General features: G+C 68.2%; 16 protein-coding genes and 2 tRNA genes. 17 read left to right on the top strand and 1 reads right to left on the bottom strand.

Going from position 1 to position 16,260, the window contains the following annotated elements:
- The first annotated feature begins 432 nt into the window (after positions 1-432).
- The 17 genes from HNQ61_RS09145 to HNQ61_RS09225 all read left to right on the top strand — a co-directional run bounded on the left by HNQ61_RS09145 (position 433) and on the right by HNQ61_RS09225 (position 13,667).
- Positions 433-1,149 carry a hypothetical protein gene (locus tag HNQ61_RS09145; RefSeq protein WP_170035644.1) on the top strand — a complete coding sequence of 239 codons (717 nt, stop codon included), beginning with the start codon at positions 433-435 and terminating at the stop codon, positions 1,147-1,149.
- Entirely contained in the window at positions 1,149-2,156 is a 1,008-nt protein-coding gene (locus tag HNQ61_RS09150) for a Gfo/Idh/MocA family protein (protein WP_170035645.1), read from the top strand. Before HNQ61_RS09145 ends, HNQ61_RS09150 begins: the two co-directional genes overlap by 1 nt.
- Before the next feature lie 55 nt (positions 2,157-2,211).
- Complete coding sequence (locus HNQ61_RS09155) at positions 2,212-2,640, top strand: ferritin-like domain-containing protein (protein ID WP_170035646.1); 429 nt, start codon at positions 2,212-2,214, stop codon at positions 2,638-2,640.
- A gap of 450 nt (positions 2,641-3,090) precedes the next feature.
- Positions 3,091-3,297, top strand: a complete 207-nt coding sequence (rpmE, locus tag HNQ61_RS09160) for a 50S ribosomal protein L31 (RefSeq protein ID WP_170035647.1) — start codon at positions 3,091-3,093, stop codon at positions 3,295-3,297.
- A 105-nt stretch (positions 3,298-3,402) separates the two neighbouring features.
- Positions 3,403-4,473, top strand: a complete 1,071-nt coding sequence (gene prfA / locus HNQ61_RS09165; RefSeq protein ID WP_170035648.1) for a peptide chain release factor 1 — start codon at positions 3,403-3,405, stop codon at positions 4,471-4,473.
- Positions 4,470-5,348 (top strand): peptide chain release factor N(5)-glutamine methyltransferase, encoded by an 879-nt coding sequence (gene prmC / locus HNQ61_RS09170; protein ID WP_170035649.1) that lies wholly within the window; start codon positions 4,470-4,472, stop codon positions 5,346-5,348. Before prfA ends, prmC begins: the two co-directional genes overlap by 4 nt.
- Positions 5,345-5,722: a YlbF/YmcA family competence regulator gene (locus HNQ61_RS09175; protein WP_170035650.1), complete on the top strand. Its 378-nt coding sequence runs from the start codon at positions 5,345-5,347 to the stop codon at positions 5,720-5,722. The genes prmC and HNQ61_RS09175 overlap by 4 nt, the downstream gene beginning before the upstream one ends.
- Before the next feature lie 16 nt (positions 5,723-5,738).
- Positions 5,739-6,422: a CDP-alcohol phosphatidyltransferase family protein gene (locus tag HNQ61_RS09180; RefSeq protein ID WP_170035651.1), complete on the top strand. Its 684-nt coding sequence runs from the start codon at positions 5,739-5,741 to the stop codon at positions 6,420-6,422.
- Positions 6,423-6,424: 2 nt separating this feature from the next.
- Positions 6,425-7,771 (top strand): inositol-3-phosphate synthase, encoded by a 1,347-nt coding sequence (locus HNQ61_RS09185; RefSeq protein WP_221239673.1) that lies wholly within the window; start codon positions 6,425-6,427, stop codon positions 7,769-7,771.
- A gap of 662 nt (positions 7,772-8,433) precedes the next feature.
- Positions 8,434-9,090, top strand: coding sequence for an IMPACT family protein (locus HNQ61_RS09190; protein ID WP_170035652.1), 657 nt, complete (start codon positions 8,434-8,436; stop codon positions 9,088-9,090).
- Positions 9,091-9,188: 98 nt separating this feature from the next.
- Positions 9,189-9,581, top strand: a complete 393-nt coding sequence (locus tag HNQ61_RS09195) for a Minf_1886 family protein (RefSeq protein ID WP_170035653.1) — start codon at positions 9,189-9,191, stop codon at positions 9,579-9,581.
- Positions 9,582-9,738: 157 nt separating this feature from the next.
- A complete protein-coding gene (locus tag HNQ61_RS09200) occupies positions 9,739-9,936 on the top strand; it encodes a hypothetical protein (protein ID WP_170035654.1) in 198 nt (65 codons plus the stop codon).
- 74 nt (positions 9,937-10,010) lie between these two features.
- Positions 10,011-11,540 carry an NAD(P)H-hydrate dehydratase gene (locus HNQ61_RS09205; RefSeq protein WP_170035655.1) on the top strand — a complete coding sequence of 510 codons (1,530 nt, stop codon included), beginning with the start codon at positions 10,011-10,013 and terminating at the stop codon, positions 11,538-11,540.
- A 291-nt stretch (positions 11,541-11,831) separates the two neighbouring features.
- On the top strand, positions 11,832-13,109 hold the full coding sequence (gene eno / locus HNQ61_RS09210; protein WP_170035656.1) for a phosphopyruvate hydratase: 1,278 nt from the start codon (positions 11,832-11,834) through the stop codon (positions 13,107-13,109).
- Positions 13,110-13,129: 20 nt separating this feature from the next.
- A complete protein-coding gene (locus tag HNQ61_RS09215) occupies positions 13,130-13,423 on the top strand; it encodes a septum formation initiator family protein (protein ID WP_184430716.1) in 294 nt (97 codons plus the stop codon).
- Positions 13,424-13,478: 55 nt separating this feature from the next.
- Positions 13,479-13,552 (top strand) — tRNA-Met (locus HNQ61_RS09220).
- Positions 13,553-13,593: 41 nt separating this feature from the next.
- Positions 13,594-13,667: transfer RNA gene (locus tag HNQ61_RS09225), tRNA-Met, on the top strand.
- A 177-nt stretch (positions 13,668-13,844) separates the two neighbouring features.
- On the opposite strand, the gene HNQ61_RS09230 is transcribed toward HNQ61_RS09225, so the two are convergent.
- Positions 13,845-15,275 carry a tyrosine-type recombinase/integrase gene (locus tag HNQ61_RS09230; RefSeq protein ID WP_170035658.1) on the bottom strand — a complete coding sequence of 477 codons (1,431 nt, stop codon included), beginning with the start codon at positions 15,273-15,275 and terminating at the stop codon, positions 13,845-13,847.
- Positions 15,276-16,260 lie beyond the last annotated feature (985 nt).

Consider the following 16,260-nt stretch of genomic DNA (forward strand, 5'->3'; position numbering starts at 1 on the left):
CACCGGCTGCTCGCGCATCCGGTTCGGGGCTTCAACTGCATCGGAACAGCAGGAACGAGCCGCAGTTGCCGCCGCGCTGAGGTCTCCCCCTCTCCCGCTTGCGGGAGAGGGGGCCGGGGGGTGAGGGCTGCCCGCGGCCGCGCCACACCATCCGGAGCACACGATTCTGCCGTTCTCCCCTCTCCGTGCGGCAGTTTGCACGGGGAGGGGTCGGGGAAGGGGCCTCCAGAGCCCGCGATCGGTGCTGCCGGTTGTACCCGCGCTGAGGTCTCCCCCTCTCCCGCTTGCGGGAGAGGGGGCCGGGGGGGGGGGAGGGCTGCCCGCCGCCGCGCCACACCATCCGGAGCACACCAGCCCCGTCCCCCATCCCACGCGCGGCATCTCCGGAGTGCGCCACTGACCACCGCCCCTCGTCACACAAGCAAATCACGAATGCTCATCTCCCGATTCTCCCGCGCGGCGCTCGCCGCCGCCGTGCTGGCCTCCGCGCCCGCCGCGGCGCAGACCGCGGCGGACTACGACTACGACAACCTCGTCTTTACCGGCGTGGGCGGGCACGTGAGCGCCGTCTTCCCGCACCGCGCGGAAGCCACGCTGGGCATCAACCTGCGCGCCGACCTGGGACTGCTGGGGCCGGGCATCCGCATCAGCCCCGGACTCACCTACTGGTCGTCCAAGCTGCGCGAGTCGGAAGTCAGCCGCATCGAACGGCGCATCGAGGCGGCGTGCGAACGCGGCGGCACCGGCTGCCCGGGGATTGAACTGGGCGACATCGACCTCAGCGACCTCTCGTTCGACCTGGACGGCCACTACCTGTGGACCACGCCGTTCGGCATCGAGCCGTACGCGGGCGCCGGCGTTTCGCTGCACCTGCTGAACGGCGGCGGCGAGTTCATCGACGACACGTTCGTGGAGGAACTGGTGGACGCCATCGCGCCCGGCCTGAACGTCGTCGGAGGCGTGGAGGTGCCGCTGGCCGCCAACCTGCGTCTGATGGGAGAAGCCCGCGGCGTGCTGACCGGCAACGTCCGCTACATGTCGTTCGGCATCGGCGGGGGCTGGACGCTCCCGGCCGACATGCGCCGCCCGGTGGTTCCGCCCGCCGCGCCGCCCGCTCCGCCTTCGACGACCACCCGGGGATCGAACTGATGGCCTCCGCACGCCAACCCATCCGCGTCGCCGTGCTGGGCGCGGGATCCATCGCGCAGGTGGTGCACCTGCCCATCCTTTCCCGCATGCGCGGCGTGCAGGTGGCCGCGCTGGCCGACCGCGACGCGCACACCGCGCGCACGATCGCCGAGCGCTTTCAGGTCCCCGCCGTATCCACCGAGTTCGAACAGGTGCTGACGGACGACATCGACGCCGTCGTCATCTGTACGCCCAGCAACCGGCACGAAGAACAGGTCCGCGCCGCCCTGCGCGCCGGCAAGCACGTGCTGTGCGAAAAGCCGCTGGCGCTCACGGCCGAGGGCGTGGAGCGCATTCTGGACGAGGAAGGCGCCGACCGCCGCCTGATGGTGGCGATGAACCAGCGCTTCCGCGCCGATGCGGCCGCGCTGCGCCAGTTCGTTGTCGGTGGCGAACTGGGCGACGTCTACTACCTCAAGACCGGGTGGCTGAACCGCTACCGTCCGCGCGGCCGCACCTGGCGTGAACGGAAGGCGACGGCGGGCGGCGGCGCGTTCATGGATCTGGGGATCCAGATGCTGGACTTGGCGCTGTGGACGCTGGGCTACCCCACGCCGGAACGCATCAGCGCGCACATGTACTCCGCGCCGGGGAACGAGGTGGAGGACGCTGCCGCGCTCATCCTGCGGCTGGACGGCGACCGCGTCATCAACCTGGACTGCACCTGGAACCTGCGCGCCAAGAACGACCGCCAGTTCCTGCACCTGCTGGGTTCCACGGGGAGCGCGTCGCTGACGCCGCTGGCCGTGTTCAAGGAGATGCCGGCCGGGCTGGTGGAAGTGACGCCTCCCGTTCCCGCGTCGCGAGAGAACGCCTTTACCGCCAGCTACCGTGCAGAACTGCAGGCGTTCGTGGAGGTGGTGCGCGGCGAGCGGGCCGTCGAGGCGCCAGCGGAACACCTCGTGCTGATGCGGCTGGTGGAGGCCGCGTACCGCTCCGCGGCCGAACGCCGCGAAGTGGCGCTCTGAACGGGGGCGCCGCCGGGCGGAGGGACTGACGGGAACCAGCCATGAGGACGGACGAATGTCGGACGTGAAGGAACTGATCGACGGGATGAACGAGGATCTGGCGGCCGAGTACCAGGCCGTGATCATGTATCGCACCTACGCCAGCCTGGTGACCGGCCCGTACCGCCGGGAGATCCGCAGCTTCTTCGAGAGCGAGATTCCGGACGAGCTGGGGCATGCCGCGTTTCTGGCCGACAAGATCGTGGCGCTGGGCGGAACGCCGGTGACGCAGTCGGGCCCGGTGCCCATTCCGCGCACCAACCGCGAGATGCTGGAAGTGGCGCTGCAGGCCGAGGTGGACACCATCGAGCGCTACACCAAGCGCATCGAGCAGGCCGAGGCGCTGGGCGAGCTGAGCGTAAAGCTGCAGCTTGAAAACCTGGTCGTGGATGAGAGCAGCCACCGCGACGACCTGCGCCGCATGCTGATGGACTGGCGCGAGTAGAAGGATGGAAGTGCCCAGAACCAGGTGCCCGGTGCCGTTCTGGCGCCGGGCACTTCTTTTTTTTGACGAGATCGGGCGTGGGGCGGATTGTACCACCAGTTCACGCGGAGGACGCGGGGGTGGCGGAGGTGCGCGGGGGAACTGATGGGGAGCTGGATGCCGGAGCGCCAACCCCGGTTCTCTGATCCGCCTCCTCCTCTGCTGCTCTGTGTCTCTGCGTGAGGTCCTTGTCCGTTGCGGTTCCCCCGCGTTCCCCCCGCCACCCCCGCGCACCTCCGCGTGAGGGCTGTTGGTGTTTCGTGTTGATGTTCCGCCGGCCGCTTCCGGCGCGTCCATTCCGACCCGTTGCCCCAAATCACACAACCCATTACATTTGCTGTTTGCCCGACCGCTCGGAGGATGCTCCGGGGACGGTCGGATGACCGAAACTACGGAATCAGGTGGTGCGCCATGAAGGCCGATCTACATCCCAAGTACGAGACCGCAAACGTGAACTGCGCGTGCGGCAACACCTTCCAGACGCGCACCACCAAGGGTGACATCAGCGTCGACGTCTGCAGCCAGTGCCACCCGTACTACACGGGCAAGCAGAAGCTGATGGACACGGCGGGCCGCGTGGAGCGGTTCCGGCAGCGCTACGCCACCGCCGAGAAGTAAGCCGCAGCGAGAGAGCCGGGGTTCTGCCCCGGCTCTCCGAGTATTCTGCTCCAAGCCAGCGCGGAGGCCACCTGCCTTACCGCGCGTTCGTCCGTACCACGGTTCATGCAAGACCGGATTTTCGACGCGCAGCGCCGCTCCGACGACCTCGCCGTCCAGCTCGCCGACCCTGGCATTCACGCCGACCCGCGCCGCCTTCGCGAGCTGTCGCGGGAGCACGCGCGCCTGTCCGCCATCGTGCAGGCGGCCGCGCGGCTCGACCGCGCCCGTGACGAACTGGCCGGCGCCGAATCCATGCTGGCCGACGCCGCGGGCGACCCCGAGATGGCCGCCATGGCCCGCGCCGAAGCCGAGCACCTGACCGGCGAAGTGGCCCGGCTGGACAACGAGCTGCTCCTGCTCCTCATCCCCCGCGACCCGCTGGACGACCGCGACGCCGTGGTCGAGGTGCGCGCCGGGACGGGCGGGGACGAGGCCGCGCTGTTCGCCGGCGACCTGTTCCGCATGTACCAGCGCTTCGCCGACCGCAAGGGGTGGAAGATCGAACTGGTGAGCATGTCGGAAGGCGCCAGCGGCGGGTACCGCGAAGCCATCTTCACCGTGCGCGGCGCCGAGGCGTTCGGCGACCTGCGCTACGAAAGCGGCGTGCACCGCGTGCAGCGCGTGCCCGCGACGGAAACCCAGGGGCGCATCCACACTTCCGCCGCCACCGTGGCGGTGCTTCCCGAGGCGGAAGAGGTGGACGTGCAGATCAATCCCGGCGACCTGCGCATTGACGTGTACCGCAGCTCCGGACCCGGCGGGCAGTCGGTGAACACCACCGACAGCGCCGTGCGTATCACCCACATCCCCACGGGGCTGGTGGTGACCTGCCAGGATGAGAAGTCGCAGCACAAGAACAAGGACAAGGCCATGGGCGTGCTGCGCTCGCGGCTGCTGGACGCGCGCATCGCCGAGCAGGAGGCCGCCCGCGCCCGCGACCGCAAGGCCCAGGTGGGCACCGGCGACCGCAGCGCCAAGATCCGCACCTACAACTTTCCGCAGAGCCGGGTGACGGACCACCGCATCGGCTACACCACGCACGCCCTGCAGCAGTTGCTGGACGGCGCGCTGGACGAGATGATCGAGAAGCTGAAGCTGGCGTCGCAGGCCGAGCGCGAGGGCATGGCCGCGTGACGCAGCCGCGGCGGTGGACCGTGGTGGAGATGATCAAATCCACCGCGGAGTACCTGGCGGGGAAGAATTTTCACAACCCGCGGCTGAACGCCGAGCTGCTGCTGGCGGGAATGCTGGGCCTGAAGCGCCTGGACCTGTATCTTCAGCACGACCGGCCGCTGACCCCGGAAGAGCTGGACGAGTTTCGCTCCCGCCTGCGAAGGCGTGCGCGGCGGGAGCCGTTGCAGTACATTGACGGAACCGCGGCCTTTCGTGACCTTGTGCTGCACGTGGACGGCCGGGTGCTGATCCCCCGGCCGGAAACGGAAGTCCTTGTCCAGCACGTGCTTGACTGGGCGGCGAAGCGGGCGGGGGAAGAGCGGGCGCTGTCCGCGGTGGATCTGGGGACCGGGTCGGGCGCCATCGCCCTGGCCCTGGCGACGGAGGGTCCGTTCCGCCGGGTGGTGGCCACGGACGTGGACAGGGACACGCTGCGGGCCGCGCGCGACAACCACGGGCGCACCGCCCCGGAGTCGCCGGTGGAGTTCCGCCCGGGCGACCTGTGGCGCGCGGTGGGGGACGAACGGTTCGACGTCGTGGTGAGCAATCCGCCCTACATCGGGGAGGACGAGCGCGCCGCGATGGACACCGAGGTGGTGGACTGGGAGCCCGCGGGCGCCCTGTTCGCCGGGCCCGACGGACTGCGCGTGATCCGCCCGCTGGTGGCGGGGGCGGCGGACCACCTGGAAGAGGGCGGGCTGCTGGCCCTGGAAATGGGCGCGGCGCAGGGCGCGGCCGTGTGCCGGCTGATCGAGCAAACCAACGCCTTCGGCCCCGCGCGGGTGCTGCCGGATCTGGCCGGCCGTGACCGCGTGGTGCTGGCCGAACGGCGATGAACAGGAATACGGGGATGGAGCTGATCTGGGACCGGGCCCGCGAAGTGGGCCGGATGATTGCGCAGAGCAGCGAGTACGGCGCCATGAAGCGCGCCGGACAGATGCTGAACGACGACCGCGAAGCCGTCACGCGGCTGAACCGCCTGCAGGAGATGGAGGCGGGGTTTGCCCGCGCCATCCAGAGCGGCACCGAGCCGCCGGTGGAGCAGCAGCAGGAATTCGAGCAGCTGGTGGGCGAGGTGCAGGTGATGCCCGCCTACCAGGCGTACGAGGCCGCGCGCGGCAACCTGGACCGGCTGATGATGCGGGTGCAGGAAGAGATCGAGAAGGGGATCCAGGCGGGGGAGCAGAGCCGCATCATCCTCTCCTCGTGAACGGCGCCCCCAGGGAATGAAGATCCAGCCCAGCGCCTGGCGCGAGCAGGGGACGCGCCTGCTGAACCCCCTGCTGGAACTTTTCGTCCGCTCGGGGCTCTCACCCAACGTCATCACCACCATCGGGTTTCTGGTGACGGCGGGGGCGGGCGTGTCGTTCTTCTTTGGACGGCTGCAGCTTGGCGGCCTGCTGGTGCTGCTGGGCGGGCTGTTTGACGTGATCGACGGATACGTGGCCCGCAAGCGCGGGCTCAGCACCGTCTTCGGATCGTTCTACGACAGCACGCTGGACCGGATCAGCGAGGTCGTGGTGCTGCTGGGCGTGCTGTCGCTGTACAACGGCGACTATCCCACGCTGGGCGAGCCGTGGATGGTGTACGTGGTGGCCTCGGCGCTGGCCGGGTCGCTGCTGGTGTCGTATACCCGGGCCCGCGCGGAGGGGCTGGGCATCGACTGCCGGGTGGGGCTCATGCAGCGCGCGGAGCGCATTCTGCTGCTGGGCATCGCCACGCTGTTCTTCGGCAGCTGGAAGGACGGCGTGGTGCTGACGTGGGTGATGATCGTCATGGCGGTCACCACCAACCTGACGGCACTGTACCGCATCTACTGGGTTTACCAACACACCCGGGCCACCGCGGCCCCGCCCCCGGCGACGCCGAAGCGGAGCCAGGCCAAATCACCTGTAAAAGGGTCTTTCTGATCGTGCGGAACGAACAGCACTCGCCGCGTCCCTCGGAGGGGCGCCTCGGCATCCTGCTCCCCGGGCTGGGAGCCGTGAGCACCACCTTCATCGCCGGCGTCGAGCTGGTGCGGCGCGGCATCTCGCGCCCCATCGGCAGCGTCACCCAGATGGGCACCATCCGCCTGGGCAAGCGCACGGAAGGCCGTGTGCCCCGCATTCAGGACTTCGTGCCGCTGGCGTCGCTGAACGACGTCGTGTTCGGCGCGTGGGACCCGTTCCCCGCCAACGCGTACGAGAGCGCGCTGGTGAGCGGGGTGCTGAACCGGCATGAGCACATCGAGCCGATCGCCGACTTCCTGATGGGCATCGAGCCCATGAAGGCGGTGTTCGACCAGAACTACGTCAAGAAGCTGGAGGGCACGCACGTCAAGCCCGGCACCAGCAAGCGCGCGTGGGCCGAGGCGCTGCGGGAGGACATCCGCACCTTCAAGGCCGAGAAGGGGTGCGACCGCCTGGTGATGGTGTGGTGCGGCAGCACCGAGATCTACATCAAGCAGAGCGAGATCCACCAGACGATCGAGGCGTTCGAGGCGGCCATCGACGCCGACCATCCGGACGTCGCCCCGTCCATGCTGTACGCCTACGCGGCCATCATGGAAGGCGTTCCGTACGCCAACGGCGCGCCCAACCTGTCGGTGGACTTCCCGGCGCTGATGAAGCTGGCCGAAGAGCGCGGCGTGCCCATTGCCGGCAAGGACTTCAAGACCGGGCAGACGCTGATGAAGACCATCATCGCGCCGGGGCTCAAGGCGCGCATGCTGGGGCTGGACGGCTGGTTCAGCACCAACATCCTGGGCAACCGGGACGGCGAGGTGCTGGACGATCCGGGCTCGTTCAAGACCAAGGAAGAAAGCAAGCTGTCGGTGCTGGAGCACATCCTTCAGCCCGCCACCTATCCGGAGCTGTACGGCAAGTTCAGCCACGTGGTGCGGATCAACTACTATCCGCCGCGCGGCGACGCCAAGGAAGGGTGGGACAGCATCGACATCCGCGGGTGGCTGGATTACCCGATGCAGATCAAGGTGGACTTCCTGTGCCGCGACAGCATCCTGGCCGCGCCCATCGTGCTGGACCTGGCGCTGTTCCTGGACCTGGCCTCGCGCGCGGGGATGGGCGGCATTCAGGAGTGGCTGTCGTTCTACCTCAAGAGCCCGCTGGCGGCCGAGGGGCTGTATCCGGAGCACGACCTGTTCATTCAGCAGATGAAGCTGAAGAACACGCTGCGCTGGATGATGGGCGAGGACCAGATCACGCACCTGGGGCTGGACTACTACCTCGAGGACGCGAACACGATGGCCGGGGTCTGAGGACTTCGCCGGCGTGAGGGATGGATGAAGCCGGCCCCGCGCATGTCGCGGGGCCGGCTTTTTTAGGGGAAGTGCGTGAGTGCGGGGTGCGTGAGTGCGTTAGTGCGAGGGAAGGGGAGTACGAGAGTACGAGAGTGGGGGGCGGATGTGCTCGGGGCCGGCAGGGATCGGCGCGGCGGCAGGCGGGGAGCCCTCACCCCGCGTGCTGCGCACGGCGACCCTCTCCCACGAACAGATGTGGGAGAGGGGGCACACCCCAGTTCGGCGCGGGACGAGAATGTGGCGCGCGGGGCGGTTCTCGGTCCGGCGGTTGAAACCGCGCCTCGAAATACACGAAGTCCGCCTCCGCGGACTGCGCCCGAGAGATGGTCGCCACTCCCCAGGCAGTTGAAGCCCCGAACCGGACGCGCCAGCGGCCGGTGTCGGGGGTTCCCGCTGTTTGAGCGGCGGATTCATTCGCTCAGGACAGTGTCGGCGCGGGCCAAACCCCGCTCTCCGCGCCGAACCCGCGGCCCCGTCCCAACCCTCCCCCAGTCTTTTTTGGGGGAGGGTGGGCCGGTGGTGCCGGCCCGGGTGGGGGCCGCCCGCGAAGCCCGCCACGCACACCGAGCCCCTTCTTTTCGCACTCACGCACCCAGCACCCCGCACTCACGCACTTCCGTTTGTCTGACACTTTTCTGACCCTCGCCACGCCCGCGGAGGCGCAGTTCCGGGAAAAGGCCTCCACCTTTCTGGCCCTCGCCGCGCCCGCCGCCAGCGAGGCCCAGGCGCGGGCCGTGCTGGCCGCGCGTGAGAAGCTGCACTGGGACGCCACCCACAACTGCTCCGCCTGGCTGATGCGCGACGGCGTGCGGCGCGCCAACGACGCGGGCGAGCCCGGCGGCAGCGCCGGCGCCCCCATCCTGGCCGCCATCGAGGGCGCGGGCGTCACGGACTGCATCGTCATCGTCACGCGCTGGTACGGCGGAACCAAGCTGGGCGTGGGCGGGCTGGTGCGCGCGTACGGCGACGCGGCCGCGCAGGCACTGCAGGCGGCGCCGCGGCTGCGGGGAACGTACGCCGAGCGGCTGGCCATCCCCTACGCGTACGCGCACACGGCGGCGGTCATGCGGGCGGTGGAGCGCGCGGGGGCGGAGGAAATGGAGCACGGATACGCGGAGGGCGGCAGCGCCGGAATCATCCGCGTTTCCGTGCCGCGGGGCCGTGTGGCGGCGCTTGTGGACGAGCTCAGGGAGGCGACGGCGGGCTCCGTGACGCCGGAGCGGGAGGGCGAAACGACCCTGTATCGGAACGCGGACTCCGGATCGGCGTATTCCTAGCCGTACCCGTTCCGCGCTGGTTTGCGGAACCCACACTTTCCGTACCGGCCGCGCCTCGCGGCCGATTCGCGCCCGCAGGACCTGAAGGAGAACCACGGATGGATGGAGCCGTGCTCGCCGAGCCGATCATGGAGCGGTTGAGGAAACGCAATCCCGCGTACAACGAAACCGCCTACCTTTTCCTTCTCGCCGCCCTTCACTTCACCATTGAGCGCGCGGGAGAGGCCCGGCACATCACCGGCCGCGAGCTGGCCGAAGGGTGCCGCGACTTGGCTATGGAGCGGTTCGGGCTCATGGCCCGCAGCGTCCTGGAGTTCTGGGGCATCCGCTCCACCCGCGACCTGGGCGAAATCGTGTTCGCTCTGGTGGAGTGCGGCGTGCTGGTGAAGCAGGACGGCGACTGCGTCCACGACTTCGAGGACGTGTTCTGCTTTTGCGAAGCGTTCGAGAACAACTATCCCTGGTGCGCGCCCCGGGAACTGCAGACCTGATCCGCCGGTTCGTCCTCCCCAAAACACCCGCTCTCCGGGCGGGGATCTGGCACCATCCATGGAACAGCCCTTGCGGCGCCCCGCCACGTCCGCGTGCGAGGGCGCACCGGCTCGGCGACCGTGGGTGGGTGGGAACCTGAGGGGGAGGGGACGTGCCATGCCGGACGAGCGCGAGTTTCCGCAGTGCCGCAAGTGCGACGAAGGCGTTCTGCTGCCGCTTTCGGACTACGGCCGCGAAGGGGCACCCATCACCTACAAGGCCTGGGTGTGCACCAACCCGGAGTGCGGCTTCAACATCCGCATCGACAACGGCGAAATCAGCTTCGGCCGCACCATCGGCCAGAGCTTCAAGTAGCCGGGCCCCATCCGTCGACAGCCCACGGCGCCCACCGGTGCCGTGGGCTTTCTCTCATCCACCGGCGCCTGTTCATGTCCCGTTTCAGTGGATCCACCGACGTCCCCGTTCTGACCGCGGACGAGATGCGCGCGTGGGATTCGTCGACCATCCGGCGCACCGGCATTCCCGAGCGCGTGCTGATGGAAACCGCCGCCCGCGCCGCCGCTTCCGTGGTCGATCGCCTGTATCCCCATGGACGCGTCGCGGTCGCCGTGGGGAGCGGCAACAACGGCGGCGATGCGCTGGTGCTCGCGCGGACGCTGGCGGCGTGGGGGCGCGACGTGATCGCCGTCCAGGCGGGATCGCGGATGCCGGATGAGGCGCTGCTGCATGGATGGCGGATTCCGGTCGTTCCGGCGGAGGGCGCGGCGGAGGCGTTCGGCGGCGCGGCGACCATCGTGGATGGTCTGCTGGGGACGGGGGCGACCGGGGCGCCGCGCGAGGCGTACGCGCTTGTGATCCGCGCGATGAACGATTCGGCGCGGCCGGTCGTGGCGCTGGACGGGCCCTCCGGCGTGGATCTGACGACGGGCGCCGCGCCGGGCGAGGCGGTTCGCGCGGCGGTGACGGTGACGTTCGGCGCCCCCAAGCGCGGGCTGCTCCTTTTTCCGGGACGCGGGCTCGCGGGGCGCATCGTGGCGGTGGAGGTTGGCTTTGCGCCGCGCGAGGGGGATGCGGCGCGGCTCATCACCCCCGCGTGGGCCCATCAACTTCTCCCCGCGGTGCCGCCGGATGCGCACAAGGGGCGGATGGGGCGCGTGGTGATCGTGGCCGGGCGCGCGGGGATGGCGGGCGCGTGCGTGCTGGCGGGGACGGGCGCGCTGCGGGCGGGGGCGGGGATGGCCGTCCTGGTGACGCCGGAGGCGAACCGCGTGATCGTACAGTCCGCGCTGCCGGAGGCGCTGTACACGGATCGCGACACGGCGGATGCGATGGAGGTGCAGCGGGGCGCCGCCGCCGTGGTCGCCGGCCCCGCGATGGGGACGGATGACGATTCGCTCGCCTTTCTGGATGCGATTGCGCGCGGGAGCGACGTGCCGCTGCTGTTGGACGCGGACGCGCTGACGCTGCTGGCGCGCGACCCCGGCCTGCGGGAGCGGATGGACCGGCCGCTGCTGCTGACTCCGCATCCCGGGGAGGCGGGCCGCCTGCTGTCATCGTCCATCAAGGAGATTACCGCCGATCCGTTTGCCGCCGCGGCCGCGCTGGCGGAGCGCTTCCGGTGCGCGGTGCTGCTGAAGGGAACGCCGTCGCTGGTGGCGGAAACGGGGCGGGGAACGCGGGTGAACGTCGCCGGGCATGCGGGGCTGGCGACGGGCGGCAACGGCGACGTACTGGGCGGGGTGATCGGCGCGCTGCTGGCGCGCGGGATGGAGCCGGCGGACGCGGCGGCGGCGGGGCTGTACTTCAGCGGACGCGCGGCGGAACTCGCGGGTCGCGGCCGTGGCCTCTTGCCGACCGATGTGGCGGACGTGCTCCCTGACGCGCTGCTGAAAGTTCCCGTTCCCGGAAGCAGCCTGAACCTGCCCGGGATTCTGCTGGATCTGCCGGCCGCGGTCTGATCAAGGTCCGCGGCGCGGCCCGGGGCCTGGACCGGAGCGTTCGCGGCCTGCTGTCCAGCCCCGCTCCCGGGTTCGGGAGCGGGGCTTTCGTCATCCACCCTCCGCTGTTCCCCCGCGCACCTCCGCCAACCTCCGCGTCCTCCGCGTGAAACGGTGTTGCCGTTGTCCCGCCCCGCCATCGCGCGGGGCCGGGGAAAGCAAGGACGTTGACAGTACGGCGCGCAAAAAGTACGTTCCGCCGCACGGAACCACCGCTTTTCCCTATCCGCACCGACCCCAGACTCCCGGTACATGGCGATCATCACGGAGATCCGCGCGCGCGAAATCCTGGACTCGCGCGGCAACCCCACCGTGGAGGCGGACGTCCTCCTTTCCAGCGGCGCGGTCGGCCGCGCGGCGGTGCCCAGCGGCGCCAGCACCGGCGAGCACGAGGCCGTGGAGCTGCGCGACGGCGACAAGGACCGCTACCTGGGCAAGGGCGTGCTGCGCGCCGTGGACCACGTGGAAGGCGAACTGGCCGACCTGCTGATCGGCGCCGATGCGTACGATCAGGCCGGGCTGGACCGCGCCATGATCGAGCTGGACGGCACGCCCAACAAGAGCCGGCTGGGCGCCAACGCGCTGCTCGCCGTTTCCCTGGCCGCCGCCCGCGCCGCCGCCGAGGACGCCGGCCTGCCGCTGTACCGCTACCTGGGCGGGGCCATGGCGAACCTGCTGCCGGTTCCCATGATGAACATTCTGAACGGCGGCGCGCACGCCGGCAACAACGTGGACTTTCAGGAGTTCATGGTGATGCCCATTGGCGCGGAAACGTTCAGCGAGGGGCTGCGGATGGGCGTGGAGGTGTTCCACGCGCTCAAGGGCGTGCTGACCAAGGCGGGAAAGAACACGGCCGTGGGCGATGAGGGCGGCTTTGCGCCGGACCTCAAGGACAACGAAGAAGCCGTCGCCGTCATTCTGCAGGCGATTGAAAAGGCCGGCTACCGTCCGGGCGAAGACCTTGTCCTGGCGCTGGACGTGGCCTCGTCGGAGATGTTCCGCGGCGGCAACTACGTCTTTCACAAGTCGTCCGGGGAAAGCAGGACGCCCGCGGAAATGGTGGAGTTCTACCGCGAGTGGAGCCAGCGCTACCCCATCCGTTCCATCGAGGACGGCATGGATGAGAACGACTGGGATGGATGGAAGGCGCTGACCGAGGCAATCGGCTCCGGCGTGCAGCTGGTGGGCGACGACCTGTTCGTGACCAACACCGAGCGTCTGGGTCGCGGCATCGAGGGCGGGATCGCCAACGCCATCCTGCTCAAGGTAAACCAGATCGGCACGCTGACGGAAACGATGGACGCCATCGACATGGCGCGCCGCGCGGGGTACAACGCGGTCATGTCGCACCGGTCCGGCGAGACGGAAGACACCTTCATCGCCGACCTGGCCGTCGCTACCGGCGTGGGGCAGATCAAGACGGGAAGCGCCAGCCGTACCGACCGCATCGCCAAGTACAACCAGCTGCTGCGCATCGAGGAGCACCTGGGCGACGCGGCGCGCTACCCGGGCCGCAAGCTGTGGCGCTGAGCCCGCGCGCCGTACGGCGCATGGGTACGGGCGCGGTGCTCGCCGTGGCGGCGTATTACGCGCTGTGGGGCGGCGAGTACTCCGTCTTTGGCCTGCGCCGCCTGGCGGCCGAGCGCCGCGACGCGGATGCCCGCCTGGCGGACACGCGCCGCCAGGTGGACAGCCTTCGCACGCTGGCCGCCACGCTGGAAAAGAGCGACGACGCGGTGGAGCGCATTGCCCGCGAGCGCTTCGGGATGATTCGCGAGGGCGAGCTGCTGTACCGCTTTGTCCCGGTGGATTCCGGAGCGCCCGCCCCGGCTCCCGCGCGATAGAAAAGCGGGGCGGGGGTTGACCGGAACGGCTTTCAGGGCTACATTCCGGTTCTGTCGCGGGGTGGAGCAGCCTGGTAGCTCGTCGGGCTCATAACCCGAAGGTCGCGGGTTCGAATCCCGCCCCCGCTATGCGGAAGCGGCCGGCACGACCGGCCCGATGTTTGTGGTTCGGCAGGGTAGCTCAGCTGGTTAGAGCGTACGACTCATAATCGTAAGGTCGGGGGTTCGAGTCCCCCCCCTGCTACTGGATATAAGCATAGGATACGCAACGGTTTACGTTGCGTATCCTATGTTCGTTTTTGTACACACGTTTCCCGCCAGTGTCACAAACAGTGTTTATCCGGGCCCCGGAATCCAGCAGGAATTCCAAACTTTTCTTGGGCTGACGGGTGTCCACATTTCGGAGTGTCCGGTTGCCGCGTCAGCCTCGGCGCGATGCTGCTCGCCGGGGACCGGTGCGCCGGGGAGCCATGAGGTGAGGCGGTTGCGGAACCGTTTCGGGCTCCAGGAACGCTCGCAAGCGGTTGCTAGTCTTTGCCTGGAGTACCGCGAATCCGCCGGCACGTAGGCGCTTTATCGTCGCCTTCGAGAGGCCAGTAACAGCGACCATCTCCCCGGTCGACATCTCCTGTGTCGCTGACAGGAACCGGGCGACAAGCTCTGCAGAGTCTTTGGCTCCGGCGCGTTCACCAGGCGTGGGAGGGCTGTAGAGAACGTGCAGCCGATCCTCCAGATCGGGTCCGATCGCGGTAACCCGAAAGGCGAGTTCCTCCATTCGTACACGCCTGAGCTGGACACGCCCATAGATCCAGAGGGTCGTGTTCATGGATTTGTGTCCAACCTCGCGGGCGACCTTGTACGGCTCGATGAATGCGCCCTGATCGATGCATGCGAGGCGATGCGTGATGTACGACGTGCGGAAAACCCGTGTCCGGATCTTCCCCTGCTTGAACCCCGCTCGCACGGCGATCGTGTCGAGGGTTTTTCTCCAGTCCCCGAATGGGTCGCCTGCCGCGTTCGTGAACAGCAGGTCGTCCCGACCCCGCCCCAAGCGTTCCACGTACGCCTGAAGGATCTCCCGCAATTGGGGGTGCATCGGGATGATGCGGTCGGACGTCTGGGTCTTCGTGCCTGGGATGTGGATCGTCTGATCCCGAAAGCGGACGTGGCGGGTCCTCAGCCGGCGGATCTCGTCCTCGCGTGCCCCCGTGAGGATGAAGGTTGCGAGGAGCTCGTAGGCGCATTCGAGGGGACGGCCGCCGTACGTCGGGCCAAACTCCCGCAGGGTCCGCGCGCTTTCCAGAAGAAGGGCAAGCTCGTCGACCTCCAGCCAGATGGTTCTGCTTCGAGGGGATGTTGGTTTGTCGATCAGCGCCGTGACGGGATTGCTTCCGAGGGGGAGTTTGCCCTCGCTGATCGCGCGGTCGATCATGTTGCTCAAGACGGTCAGATGCAGCCGTCTCGATGAGCGACCCAGATATCCGCCCCGTCCATTTGGCTGGATCTTCAGCCACTTCAGGTAGGCTTGAACGTCGGTTACGCCAATCGACGCCAAGTTCCGGGGCTTGGGGTCAGGCAACTCCGCGCCATTGATCGCAAACTGGTGGACCGTAAAGAATGCCACGGCTCGGGTGAGGTACGTCTCACTGGTTGCGAGCCACTGCTCGGCCCACGTACTTACTTCTGCGTCTTCTTCTTCCGCCCGTTCCCGATACGCCTCTTCCTTCTCCTCCAGATGGTGGATGCTGAAAGCCGCAAGGTCCGCGTCGGGGTCGAGCCGAAGCAGCACCTTGGCGCGGCGCTGCTCCATCAGTTCACTGATCCGCTGGTTCAACAGCGCTTCCGCGATCACGGGATCAGTACTCGCGTGCGTGTCCCCTGGCGCCTTCAACGCCTCTCGGCCACCTCCGAGATCCTTGAGGTAGGCATATGCCCGGAGCTGGCCGCCCTGATCCCGCCATGTGATTCGGGGGTGGGGCTTGGCTCCGGAGGGCAGTGCTGTCTTACGCTTTCGCGGCATTCCTCTGTCCGAGTGCTGATGTTGGTGGCTGATCGCGACCCTGAAGACACGACTACCCTGAGGAATGCGCATACGCATTCCTCAGGGCTGATGTGGTAGAGCGGCTTTCGTCGTTATACCCCGTGATGTCACAGCGGGGACGAGTGAGATGTTCGGGTCGACGAGGGGAGGATGGAGTTCCGTTTCCAGCGAGCTCGCCGGATCAAAATCCATGTTAGCGCCACGGATTGGCCCCTCCGCCTTCTCTCGTCCAAGTCGAGGCGCGCCCGCCTCGACGCGCGATTCCCCTCGATCGAAATGTTCAATCGAAACGTTCAGGGGGCCGACGCGTGTACGCGCCAGCCCCCTGAACGTTTGATCGGTCTTGTACGGTCGCAGCTGTGCTGTCCAACTGGTCTTGAAGCTACCAGCGCTACGGCCTTACATCTTCCGGAATTTACTTTTGGGATTGTCTCGTGCTCCGAATAAACCGGGCGACCCCCTGAACCCATTCAAGCGCGTTTCCGCGCGAAGTTCGGCAAATCGCTGGTTATCCACCAGCCGCTCCTCCGCCTAATAACCGCAGCGGTGAAGCACCAGTACATGAATCGATGGTTCAGCGGCGCTTGGTAGGTTCGGCGTAGTGAAGATCGAACCTTTCTGGAGCGATGCACCCGGGATTGGAACTCCCAAGCTAGGCTCCACGATCGGAACGGGACCCCAGCAGGAAGGCCGCTTCTTCCGGGGGGATACAGCGGGTCGGGTAGAATTTCGTCAGGCATCTCCTCACCCGGCGACCTTCCGTCAACAGGAGCGTCCAGGCGCCTCCGCGTGTCTG

It is taken from the genome of Longimicrobium terrae, assembly GCF_014202995.1.
Taxonomy (GTDB): Bacteria; Gemmatimonadota; Gemmatimonadetes; order Longimicrobiales; family Longimicrobiaceae; genus Longimicrobium; species Longimicrobium terrae.